We start from the raw sequence: 12490 nt of genomic DNA, 5'->3' as shown, positions 1-12490 counted from the left end.
TGATACTTAAATGAAGCAAAGAATAATTACGGCAGTCATCGCTGCAGCTGTATTTGTACCAATTGTAATAATTGGACAACTACCATTTACAATTCTAGTCTATTTGATGGGGGCAATCGCAATTTATGAATTGCTGAGAATGAAACACATTAAAACTGTATCTTTTCCAGGTATTATATCGATAATTTTATTATGGATTCTACTAATACCTAGTAAATATATAGATTTTTTTGATAAAATAAATCTTTCAAAGGTTGAACTTGTTCTACTAATTGTTTTATTAATCCTCTCATATACTGTTATAACCAAAAATCAGTTTACATTTGATGATGCTAGTTTTGTGATACTTACAGCGTTGTATGTGGGATTTGGATTTTATTATTTAATTGAAATTAGAGCAGAAAAATTAATCTATATTTTCTATGCTTTTGTAGTTATTTGGACCACTGATTCTGGGGCTTATTTTATCGGAAGAAAAATCGGTAAAAACAAGCTTTGGCCTGAAATCAGTCCAAATAAAACGATTGAGGGATTTATAGGTGGTATAATAAGTGCAATAGTTTTTGCTTTTATATTTAATTTAATTACTGATATGTTTGATTCTTTATTCGTTTTAGTAATTGTAACTGTACTAGTTTCTATTTTTGGACAAATTGGTGATCTTGTAGAATCAGCACTTAAGAGACATTATAATGTAAAAGATTCCGGAAAATTATTACCGGGGCATGGCGGGATCCTAGATCGATTTGACAGTCTTCTCTTCATCCTACCAATCCTACATTTCTTGTTATTATATATCTGATTGTGTCGTTCGTGAATTTAGGGAGTGAAATATGTGAAAAGGATTAGTTTATTAGGTGCTACGGGGTCAATTGGGCAACAAACTTTAGATGTGATAGAGTTTCATCCCGACCATTTTAAACTAGTGGCCATGTCACTTGGGAATAATATTGAAACTGGTAGAGAGATTATTCGGAAATTCTCACCAAAACTCGTCTCAGTTAAATCACAGGAAGCTTATGAAAAACTTAAAGGTGAATTTCCGAATACTTCTTTTGTATATGGTGATGAGGGCTTGATGGAAGTAGCGACATATCATGATGCTAATATCATGTTAAATGCGGTCGTCGGAAGTGTTGGTTTAATTCCAACACTACAAGCAATAAAGGCTGGTAAAACGATAGCTTTAGCAAATAAAGAAACGCTTGTAACTGCGGGGCATTTAGTAATGGATGCCGCTAAGCGAAATCATGTTTCAATATTGCCTGTTGATAGTGAACACTCAGCTATTTTTCAATGTTTACAAGGTGAAAGTGAAAAGAGTATTGAAAAAATTATCCTTACTGCTTCAGGTGGGAGCTTTAGAGATCGAACTAGAGAAGAATTAGAAAATGTTACTGTACAGGATGCCTTGAATCATCCAAACTGGTCGATGGGAGCTAAAATTACAATTGACTCAGCAACAATGATGAATAAAGGATTAGAAGTTATTGAAGCACATTGGTTATTTGATTTACCATATGAGAAGATTGACGTTCTTTTACACAAGGAAAGTATTATTCATTCAATGGTTGAATTTCAGGACAGTAGTGTCATTGCTCAACTAGGGACACCAGACATGAAGGTTCCAATCCAGTATGCTCTTTCTTATCCCGATCGTCTTCAGATGCCTGTAATGAAAGAACGCTTAAACTTAGCGGAGATTGGAAAGTTGAATTTTTCAAATGCTGATTTTAAACGATTTAGATGTTTAGACTTGGCTTACAAGGCGGGAAAAGAAGGTGGAACAATGCCTACGGTTTTAAATGCTGCTAATGAAGAAGCAGTTGCTGCATTTTTAAATGGAAGAATTTCATTTTTAACGATTGAATCGATAATTGAGAATGTATTGGATAAACATCATACAGTAAAAGATCCAAGTCTGGATACAATTCGACAAGTGGATGAGGAAACGAGACGTTTCGTCGGGACATTATTAGCTTCAAAATAAATAAAATCATAGTTCAATCTAACAAAAGGTGGTTAAGCATTTGGAAACTGTGATAGCCTTCGTCATTATATTTGGCGCTCTTGTATTTTTTCATGAATTAGGACATCTTGTTTTTGCAAAAAGGGCTGGTATTCTTTGTCGTGAGTTTGCTATAGGTTTTGGCCCAAAGGTTTTTACTTTTAAAAAGAATGAAACTGTATATACGATTCGTCTATTACCTTTAGGCGGTTTCGTTAGAATGGCCGGAGAAGATCCAGAGATGATCGAAGTTAAGCCTGGACATAATATCGGGCTCTTATTCGATAATGAGGGAAAGGTTAATAAGGTAGTTATTAATAATAAGGATAAATTTCCTGACCTAAAAGTAATCGAGGTTGAAGAAGTAGATTTTGAACACAAACTATTTGTCACTGGCTACGAAGATGGTGACGATGAGACATTGAAAAGGTTTGAAATTAGTGAAACTTCTTTTTTTGTAGTTGATGGACAAGAGACACAAATTGCACCATATAATCGACAATTTGCTTCGAAAACGTTGCTGCAAAGAACATTAGCGATCGCTGCTGGTCCAGCAATGAATTTTGTATTAGCATTTTTTATTTTACTTGCAATTGGTCTGCTTCAAGGAACTCCAGTTGATAAACCAATCCTTGGACAATTAACTGAAGATGGTGCTGCTATTAAATCAGGTCTTCAAGAAGGCGATGTTGTCAAGGAAATAGATAAACAAGAGGTTACAACTTGGAAGGAAATTGTTTCGATTATTCAGGCACATCCTGAAGAAGAACTGCAATTTTCAATTGAACGTGATGGCCAGTTGCAAGATATACAGGTAACTCCAAAAATGCAAAAGTCTGAAGATGGTACAATTGGGGTTATCGGGGTCTATGGTCCTGTAGAAAAGTCAGTTTTCCCATCAATAAAATACGGATTTATCGAGACATATAATTGGACAAAAATGATATTAACAAGTTTAGGTAAACTTGTTACAGGTCAATTTTCAATTGATATGCTATCGGGTCCAGTTGGAATATATGTTTCAACTGATACAGTTGTACAATCAGGGATATTCTATGTTATGAAATGGGCGGCCATTTTAAGTATTAATTTAGGAATCGTTAATCTGTTGCCTCTTCCTGCACTTGATGGGGGTAGGTTGGTATTCTTTGCTGTTGAAGCTGTTCGAGGAAAACCAATTGATCGACAAAAAGAAGGAATTGTTCATTTTATTGGCTTTGCTCTTTTAATGCTTTTAATGCTTGTAGTTACATGGAATGATATCCAAAGATTTTTCTTAGATTGATATCAATTTTCTTAAAATAAGATTAATAAGGGAAAACATTGGAAGGAAATATAGAAAATCTTGTCGAAACAAATATCAAATATATAGTAAAATAGAAATATAAATATAAGGTACCCTTAGACTAGGGTACCTTACATTATTATGGGTGAAAACCTCTAGGAGAGAGGGGATAAGCATGGACATTACAAGTGAGCAAAAAGAGAGATTCCAACTCTTGCTCCAACAAATTGAATTAACTGAAGATGCGGTGATAGGACATTTTTCAGATGCATATATTGAGAAATTAATGGTTGATAAGGAAAAGAAAGCATGGCATTTTTACTTTGTTTTTAACAAGATTTTGCCGACCGATGTTTTTCAATTATTCTCAACACAACTTATTACGCGATTTTCACATATTGCAAAAGTTACCTTTTCTATTAATGCACAATCACAAGAGTGCACGGAAAATATTGTACAAGCCTATTGGCCGCTTTGTATTCAAGAGCTAGATGGTATATCACCACTGATGCTTTCGCTGTTAAATAACCAAGTTCCTAATTTAAACGGGATCAAGTTGATCATAAAGACGAGAAATGATGCCGAATTGATTGCGGTTAAGAAAAAGTATTCACAAATCATTTCAGAAATTTATCAGTCATTTGGTTTTCCAATGTTCCAATTAGATGCAATAGTGGAAAGTTCTGAAAAAGAGTACGAAAAGTTTTTAGAACAAAAACAACAAGAAGATCAGGAAAAGGCTTTGTTGGCAGTTGCTGATATGCAAAAGAAAGATCAAGAAAAAAATCAAGCAAATGAAATAACAGGTCCCGTTACAATTGGCTACACAATAAAAGACGATGAAGATATTAAACAAATTATTTCTATCCAGGATGAAGAACGAAGAATAGCAATACAAGGATATATTTTTCATGCTGAAACGAAAGAATTACGAAGTGGACGTACACTGTTAACATTTAAAATAACGGATTATACAGATTCCATTCTTGTAAAAATGTTTTCTCGAGATAAAGAAGATGTTAATCAGCTTCAAGCAATTAAAAAAGGTATGTGGGTAAGGGCAAGGGGGAGTATTCAAAATGATACATTTGTTCGTGATTTAGTCATGATGGCAAATGATATTAATGAGATTAAACCTAATGAAAGAAAGGATATTTCCCCTGATAATGAAAAGCGTGTTGAGTTGCATTTACACACACCAATGAGTCAAATGGATGCAGTTACGTCTATTAGTAAACTTGTTGAACAAGCAAGTAAATGGGGACATCCGGCAATTGCACTAACAGATCATGGTGTAGCTCAATCCTTTCCGGAAGCTTATGCAGCAGGGAAAAAGCATGGAGTGAAAATTTTATATGGGATTGAGGCAAATCTTGTCGATGATGGGGTCCCAATTGCATATAACGAGCAGAATCGATTGCTTGCTGATGATATTTTTATTGTGTTTGACGTGGAAACAACTGGTTTATCTGCAGTATATAACACGATTATAGAATTAGCGGCAGTAAAAATGAAAAATGGTGAGATTATTGATCGTTTTGAATCATTTGCGAATCCACATCATCGATTGTCTGCAACAACAATAGAACTAACTGGTATAACCGATGATATGGTTAATTCAGCCCCTGAAATTGGTGATGTATTAAAGAGATTCTATGAATGGGCTGGAGATGGAATATTAGTTGCCCATAATGCAAGCTTTGATATGGGATTCCTGAATGTAGGCTATAAGAAAATTGGGTATGAAAAAGCTACGAATCCGGTTATTGACACACTTGAACTTGCCAGATTCCTTTATCCTGAATTTAAAAATCATCGGTTGAATACGTTATGTAAAAAGTTTGATATAGAATTAACCCAGCACCATCGGGCTATCTATGATGCTGAGGCAACAGGTTATTTATTAGCAAAGCTATTAAAAGATGCGACTGAAAAGGGAATCGAATACCATAATCAATTGAATGATTATATGGGACAAGGAAAGGCATTTCAAAGAGCAAGACCAAGTCATATCACTTTGCTTGCGAAAAATGATATTGGTTTAAAGAATTTATTTAAGCTTATCTCAATTTCGCATTTACAGTATTTTTATCGAGTACCAAGAATTCCACGTTCACAGTTGCAAAAACTGAGAGAAGGTATATTGGTTGGTTCTGCATGTGATAAAGGTGAAGTCTTTGAAGGGATGATGCAAAAATCACCTGAAGAAGTTGAAGATATCGCAGGATTTTATGATTATCTAGAAGTACAACCACCTTCAAATTATAATCATCTCGTTCAATTAGAATTAGTTCAAAATCAAAATGAATTAAGAGATATTTTGAAGAATATAGTGAGTCTTGGCGATAAATTAAACATTCCTGTTGTAGCAACTGGAAATGTTCATTATTTAGATCCTGTTGATCATATTTATCGAAAAATACTTATCTCTTCACAAGGTGGAGCAAATCCCCTTAATCGCCATACTTTGCCAGAGGTGCATTATCGTACAACAAATGAAATGCTTGATTGTTTTTCATTTTTAGATAAAGACAAGGCGAAGGAAATCGTTATAACTAATACTCAAAAAATTGCGAATGAAATTGATGATGTTAAGCCAATAAAAGATGACCTATACACTCCTAAAATTGAGGGAGCAGAAGAAGAGATCCGCGAAATGAGCTATAAGATGGCCAGAAGTATATACGGAGAAAATCTACCTGAAATCGTTGAAAAACGATTAGAAAAAGAATTGACAAGTATTATCGGTCATGGGTTTGCCGTAATTTATTTAATATCTCATAAGCTTGTTAAAAAATCGCTTGATGATGGGTACTTGGTTGGTTCACGAGGGTCAGTGGGGTCATCTCTTGTTGCGACAATGACAGAGATAACGGAGGTTAATCCTCTAGCACCACATTATGTATGTCCAGACTGTAAACACTCTGAGTTTTTTGATGATGGATCAGTAGGTTCTGGTTTTGACTTGCCTAATAAGGAATGTCCAAACTGTGGAGCACAATTTAAAAAAGATGGACATGATATTCCCTTTGAAACATTCCTGGGCTTTAAAGGGGATAAGGTTCCAGATATTGATTTGAACTTTTCGGGTGAATATCAACCGCGAGCACACAATTATACAAAGGTGTTATTTGGAGAAGATTATGTGTATCGTGCAGGAACAATAGGTACTGTTGCAGAAAAAACAGCCTATGGTTATGTAAAAGGATATGCAAATGATCATAATTTACACTTAAGAGGCGCTGAGACCGATCGTCTCGTTGCGGGATGTACAGGTGTTAAGAGAACGACCGGTCAGCATCCGGGTGGAATTATTGTTGTACCTGATTATATGGATATTTATGATTTTTCTCCCATTCAATTTCCGGCTGATGATCTAAATTCAGAATGGAAAACAACCCATTTTGATTTCCATTCTATTCATGATAATGTGTTGAAGCTTGATATACTTGGACATGATGATCCTACAGTCATTCGAATGCTTCAGGATCTTAGTGGAATTGATCCAAAAACCATCCCAACAGATGATCCAGAAGTAATGAAGATTTTCAGTGGGACGGAAAGTCTAGGTGTTACAGAAGAACAAATTATGTGTAAAACAGGAACATTAGGAATACCGGAGTTCGGTACTAGATTTGTTAGACAGATGCTTGAGGATACTAAACCAACGACATTCTCAGAATTAGTTCAAATTTCTGGTTTATCCCATGGAACAGATGTATGGTTGGGGAATGCGCAAGAGTTAATTCATAATCAAACATGTACATTAAGTGAAGTAATTGGCTGTCGTGACGATATTATGGTTTATTTGATCTATAAAGGATTAGATCCGTCCCTTGCGTTTAAAATAATGGAATCTGTGCGTAAGGGAAAAGGTCTTTCAGATGAATTTATTGAAGAAATGAAAAAAAATAATGTACCAAATTGGTATATTGATTCATGTCTTAAAATAAAATATATGTTCCCTAAAGCCCATGCTGCAGCATATGTATTAATGGCAGTACGCATTGCGTATTTTAAGGTTCATCTTCCATTATTATATTATGCAGCCTATTTTACGGTCCGTGCTGATGATTTTGATGTTGATGCGATGGTTCGTGGGTCGAGTACGATTAAAAGTAGAATTGAAGAAATAAATTTAAAAGGTCTAGAAGCTTCCCCAAAAGAAAAAAACTTATTAACTGTTCTTGAACTTGCATTAGAAATGAGTGAAAGAGGTTTTTCATTTAAAAAGATTGATCTTTATCGCTCAAGTGCCAATGAATTTATTATTGATGGGGATTCATTAATACCACCTTTTAACGCAATTCCTGGTCTAGGTACGAACGCTGCATTTAATATTGTAAAAGCAAGAGAAGAAGCAGAATTTTTATCAAAAGAAGATTTACAAAAGAGAGGAAAGGTTTCTAAAACCATCCTTGAGTTTTTGGATAATCAAGGTTGTCTCGAATCATTACCAGAACAAAATCAATTATCTCTTTTTTAAGAGTGGTAAAATTCTTTTGTTTGCATAAAATTTCCGATTATGATATAGTTTTTATGGAAATGCTATGAATATTACTGTTAAAGGAGTGGGGAAACCCACTCTTTATTATTGGGCAAATCACCTTTTTTATGGCTCTTTTAGAATTTTGATTTAAAAGAGCTTTTTCTATACTTTCCAATTGCCTCCCTGCTAATTTAGCGGGGTGTTTTCAAAATCTGATCAAATAAAAGAGTATTCCTTTTTGAGTTAAGGAGGAAAAGCATGAGTAAGAAGGTAACACAAGTAGTAGAAGAATTAGTGATACCTATTTTAACTGAACTACAAATGGAGCTAGTTGATATCGAGTATGTTAAAGAGGGGAAAGAATGGTTTTTACGAGTATTTATAGATTCTGATGGTGGGGTTGATATTGAAGACTGCGGAACTGTTAGTGAGAAATTAAGTGAGAAGCTTGATGAGATAGATCCTATTCCGTATAACTATTTTCTCGAAGTATCCTCTCCAGGTGCAGAACGCCCATTAAAAAAGGATAGTGATTTCCAAAAAGCAATTGGAAAACAAGTATATGTTAAAACGTATGAGCCTATCGATGGAGAAAAAATATTCGAAGGTGAACTAACTTCATTTGACGGCAATATCGTTAAAGTTGATATCATGATTAAGACTAGGAAAAAAAGTATTGAAATTCCATATGAAAAGGTTGCAAGTGCCAGGCTTGCTGTCACCTTTCATTAGGACTCTACAATAAAGGGGGATTAGAAAGCAAATGAGTAGTGAACTATTAGATGCCTTAACATTGCTCGAGAAAGAAAAAGGCATTAGTAAAGATGTCATAATTGAGGCAATTGAAGCAGCACTTATCTCTGCGTATAAACGGAATTTTAATCAGGCTCAAAATGTTAGGGTGGATTTGAATTTAGCCAATGGATCGATGCGTGTCTTTGCTAGAAAAGATGTAGTTGACGAGGTATTTGATCATAGATTGGAAATTTCTGTTGATGAAGCAAGAACAATTAATCCAAATTATCAAGTGGAAGATGTTGTAGAAATTGAAGTAACACCTAAAGATTTTGGAAGAATTGCTGCTCAAACTGCAAAACAGGTTGTAACTCAGCGTGTCAGAGAAGCAGAAAGAGGAGTCATTTATACAGAATTTATCGATCGTGAAGAAGATATTATGACTGGTATTGTTCAACGCTTGGATTCTAAATTTATTTATGTTAGCTTAGGGAAAATCGAAGCATTACTTCCAGTTAATGAACAAATGCCAAATGAAAAATACAAACCACATGATCGCATCAAGGTTTACATAACAAAGGTAGAAAGAACAACAAAAGGTCCACAAATTTTTGTTTCAAGAACACATCCTGGATTATTAAAGAGATTGTTTGAAATAGAAGTTCCTGAGATATACGATGGAACTGTTGAAATTAAATCTGTCGCAAGAGAAGCGGGAGATCGCTCAAAGATTTCGGTTCATTCAGATAATCAAGAGGTTGATCCAGTTGGTTCATGCGTGGGACCAAAGGGCCAACGGGTACAAGCAATTGTAAATGAGCTAAAAGGTGAAAAGATTGATATTGTAAAATGGTCTGATGATCCTGTTGTTTTTGTAGCAAATGCTCTTAGCCCATCAAAGGTTTTAGATGTTATTGTTAATGAAGATGATAAAGCTACAACTGTAATTGTACCAGATTATCAATTATCGCTTGCAATTGGAAAAAGAGGGCAGAATGCTCGTTTGGCTGCAAAATTAACCGGTTGGAAAATAGATATTAAGAGTCAATCTGAAGCAGAGCAGTCCGGAATTTTCCCAAGAGAAAATTTTAGATTATTTGATGATCATCAAGAGGAAGAAGCATTCGATTTACATTCAGAAGAAATCGAGTGAGGTGAAATTTATGGTAGGGAATAAAAAGATACCATTACGTAAATGTATTGCTAGCGGTGAAATGAAGCCTAAAAAAGAACTAGTAAGAATTGTCCGTTCTAAGGAAGGTGAGGTTTTTGTAGACCTCACGGGTAAAAAGTCTGGTCGTGGTGCCTACATTAGCAAGGATAGGGAATGTATTTTGATGGCTAAAAAGAAGAACATTCTTGCAAATCAGCTTAAAATAGCGATTAATGACTCAATCTATGATGAACTGCTTCAATTGGTAGATAAGGAGAAAAATTCTGTAGATGAATAACAACCGGTGGATGTCGCTATTAGGTCTTGCCAATCGAGCAAGAAAGGTTGTTTCAGGTGAAGAACTTGTCATTAAGGAAATCCGTAATGGGAATGCCAAGCTTGTTCTATTATCTGAAGATGCTTCATCAAACACTGCAAAAAAAATGAATGATAAAAGCACGTATTATCAAGTCCAGCTACGTATAGTCAGTGACCGTTATTCATTAGGTCATGCGATTGGGAAAGAAGCACGAGTTGTTGTAGCAATAACGGACAGTGGTTTTGCAGAAAAAATTAGTCACTTGCTCGATTAATTTATTTGGGGGTGAACATATGAGTAGAATGCGTGTTTATGAATATGCAAAGAAACAAAATATCTCAAGCAAAGAAGTGATTTCTAAGCTAAAAGAGATGAACATCGAGGTAAAAAATCATATGGCAACGATTGAGGGAGATATTATTCAAAAATTAGATAGTTCATATACTAAGAAAGAAACAAATAATCAGCAGAAAAATGAAAGTAAACCGAAAGAAAATGTAAATAGTAACCAGAACGGGTCTTCTGATACGAAAGAGGTAAACAAGAAACCTGCTCCAAAAAGTCAAGATATCAAGAAGAATAATCAACAAGGTCAACAAAAACCGTTTAACTCAAATAATAAGAATAACAACAAAAATAACAAGAATAATAAAAATAAACAAAGAGGTCAACAAAAACCAAATCACCATCAGCCTGTTCAACCAAAGCCTGAAAAGAAATTACCAGAAAAGATTACTTTTATTGGTTCATTAACTGTTGGTGAGTTGGCTAAGAAATTAGGTAAAGAGCCTTCTGAAATTATTAAAAAGTTATTTATGCTAGGTGTTATGGCTACTATCAACCAGGAACTAGATAAGGATTCTATTGAACTCATCTGTTCTGATTATGGTGTTGAGGTTGAAGAGGAAATTGTGTTTGAGGTAACTGAGTTTGAAGGTTATTTGAATGAAGACAAAGAAGAGGATTTAATTGAAAGACCTTCAATCGTTACAATAATGGGTCATGTTGACCACGGAAAAACGACTCTACTTGATTCTATTCGTAACACAAAGGTTACTGCTGGAGAGGCAGGCGGTATTACACAACATATTGGTGCCTATCAAATTGTAGATAATGGAAAGAAAATTACTTTCCTAGATACACCTGGACATGCTGCTTTTACAACGATGCGTGCTCGTGGAGCTCAAATTACTGATATTACGATTCTTGTCGTAGCAGCAGATGATGGTGTAATGCCACAAACAGTTGAAGCTATCAATCATGCGAAAGCAGCAGAAGTTCCAATTATTGTGGCAGTGAATAAAATAGATAAACCTACCGCAAATCCTGATCGAGTCATGCAAGAGCTTACAGAACATGGCTTAGTTCCTGAAGCTTGGGGTGGCGATACTATTTTTGTTCCACTATCAGCACTTACTGGTGAGGGGATCGATTCATTGCTGGAGATGATTCTTCTAGTAGGTGAAGTTGAAGAATACAAGGCGAATCCGAAAAGACTTGCTACAGGAACTGTTATCGAAGCCCAACTAGATAAAGGAAGAGGTTCTGTTGCAACATTACTTGTACAAAATGGAACGTTACGAGTAGGAGATCCAATTGTTGTTGGAAGTACATTTGGTCGTGTGCGTGCAATGGTTAATGACCTAGGTCGTCGTGTGAAAGAAGCAGGACCTTCTACACCAGTTGAGATTACTGGCTTAAATGATGTACCACAAGCTGGAGATCAATTTATGGTATTTGAAGATGAAAAGAAAGCCCGTCAGGTTGGTGAAGCTAGAGCATCTAAACAATTAGTAGAGCAGCGTGGCGATAAGGTGAAAGTAAGTCTTGAAGACTTATTCGAACATATTAAGCAAGGCGAAATGAAAGAAATCAATTTAATTGTAAAAGCAGATGTTCAAGGTTCTGTCGAAGCACTTGCAGCTTCTTTACAAAAGATTGATGTCGAAGGGGTTAAGGTTAAGATAATCCATACTGGTGTTGGTGCAATAACTGAATCAGATATTACCCTTGCTTCCGCCTCTAATGCAATTGTAATTGGATTTAACGTTAGACCTGATGTGAATGCGAAAAGAACAGCTGAGGCTGAGGATATTGACATTCGATTACATCGAATCATTTATAAAGCAATTGAAGAAATTGAATCTGCAATGAAGGGTATGCTTGATCCAGAGTTTGAAGAGAAAGTAATCGGGCAAGCAGAAGTTCGTACTACTTTTAAAGTATCTAAAATTGGTACGATTGCTGGTTCCTACGTAACAGATGGAAAAATAACGCGTGATAGTGGAATTCGTTTGATTCGTGATGGAGTTGTTATTTTTGAAGGTGAAATAGATACTCTTAAACGATTCAAGGATGATGTAAAAGAAGTAGCTCAAAATTATGAGTGTGGGATAACTATTACGAAATTTAATGATATTAAAGAAGGAGATATCATTGAAGCATTTATTATGCAAGAGATTGATCGTAAATAATAACTATTGAACTTATAAGGTAAGAAG

Annotated in this window: 9 protein-coding genes; all 9 read left to right on the top strand. The window is 35.2% G+C overall.

Annotated elements, in window-relative coordinates:
- The first annotated feature begins 10 nt into the window (after positions 1–10).
- The 9 genes from MJG50_RS00310 (at position 11) to infB (ending at position 12463) form a co-directional block, all read left to right on the top strand.
- Positions 11–802 (top strand): phosphatidate cytidylyltransferase, encoded by a 792-nt coding sequence (locus tag MJG50_RS00310; RefSeq protein ID WP_240251713.1) that lies wholly within the window; start codon positions 11–13, stop codon positions 800–802.
- A 33-nt stretch (positions 803–835) separates the two neighbouring features.
- On the top strand, positions 836–1990 hold the full coding sequence (locus MJG50_RS00305; RefSeq protein ID WP_240251711.1) for a 1-deoxy-D-xylulose-5-phosphate reductoisomerase: 1155 nt from the start codon (positions 836–838) through the stop codon (positions 1988–1990).
- A 40-nt stretch (positions 1991–2030) separates the two neighbouring features.
- Positions 2031–3293 (top strand): RIP metalloprotease RseP, encoded by a 1263-nt coding sequence (rseP, locus tag MJG50_RS00300; RefSeq protein ID WP_240251709.1) that lies wholly within the window; start codon positions 2031–2033, stop codon positions 3291–3293.
- Positions 3294–3468: 175 nt separating this feature from the next.
- On the top strand, positions 3469–7779 hold the full coding sequence (locus MJG50_RS00295) for a PolC-type DNA polymerase III (protein ID WP_240251707.1): 4311 nt from the start codon (positions 3469–3471) through the stop codon (positions 7777–7779).
- 261 nt (positions 7780–8040) lie between these two features.
- Positions 8041–8514 (top strand): ribosome maturation factor RimP, encoded by a 474-nt coding sequence (gene rimP, locus MJG50_RS00290; RefSeq protein ID WP_240251705.1) that lies wholly within the window; start codon positions 8041–8043, stop codon positions 8512–8514.
- 31 nt (positions 8515–8545) lie between these two features.
- Positions 8546–9670: a transcription termination factor NusA gene (nusA, locus tag MJG50_RS00285; RefSeq protein ID WP_240251703.1), complete on the top strand. Its 1125-nt coding sequence runs from the start codon at positions 8546–8548 to the stop codon at positions 9668–9670.
- Between the two features lie 10 nt (positions 9671–9680).
- A complete protein-coding gene (rnpM, locus tag MJG50_RS00280; protein WP_240251701.1) occupies positions 9681–9968 on the top strand; it encodes an RNase P modulator RnpM in 288 nt (95 codons plus the stop codon).
- Positions 9961–10263, top strand: a complete 303-nt coding sequence (locus MJG50_RS00275; protein ID WP_240251699.1) for a YlxQ family RNA-binding protein — start codon at positions 9961–9963, stop codon at positions 10261–10263. The genes rnpM and MJG50_RS00275 overlap by 8 nt, the downstream gene beginning before the upstream one ends.
- A gap of 19 nt (positions 10264–10282) precedes the next feature.
- Positions 10283–12463: a translation initiation factor IF-2 gene (gene infB, locus MJG50_RS00270; protein WP_240251697.1), complete on the top strand. Its 2181-nt coding sequence runs from the start codon at positions 10283–10285 to the stop codon at positions 12461–12463.
- Positions 12464–12490 lie beyond the last annotated feature (27 nt).

The sequence above is a fragment of the Fredinandcohnia quinoae genome (assembly GCF_022427965.1).
Taxonomy (GTDB): Bacteria; Bacillota; Bacilli; order Bacillales; family Bacillaceae_L; genus Ferdinandcohnia; species Ferdinandcohnia quinoae.
The sequence above is the reverse complement of the archived record's forward strand: the minus strand, read 5'-3'. Positions and strand labels throughout refer to the sequence as shown.

Coding starts and splice junctions, on each gene's coding strand:
- MJG50_RS00295 (WP_240251707.1), top strand. CDS start 3,469: ATGGACATTACAAGTGAGCAAAAAGAGAGATTCCAACTCTTGCTCCAA.
- rimP (WP_240251705.1), top strand. CDS start 8,041: ATGAGTAAGAAGGTAACACAAGTAGTAGAAGAATTAGTGATACCTATT.
- MJG50_RS00275 (WP_240251699.1), top strand. CDS start 9,961: ATGAATAACAACCGGTGGATGTCGCTATTAGGTCTTGCCAATCGAGCA.
- nusA (WP_240251703.1), top strand. CDS start 8,546: ATGAGTAGTGAACTATTAGATGCCTTAACATTGCTCGAGAAAGAAAAA.
- rnpM (WP_240251701.1), top strand. CDS start 9,681: ATGGTAGGGAATAAAAAGATACCATTACGTAAATGTATTGCTAGCGGT.
- MJG50_RS00310 (WP_240251713.1), top strand. CDS start 11: ATGAAGCAAAGAATAATTACGGCAGTCATCGCTGCAGCTGTATTTGTA.
- infB (WP_240251697.1), top strand. CDS start 10,283: ATGAGTAGAATGCGTGTTTATGAATATGCAAAGAAACAAAATATCTCA.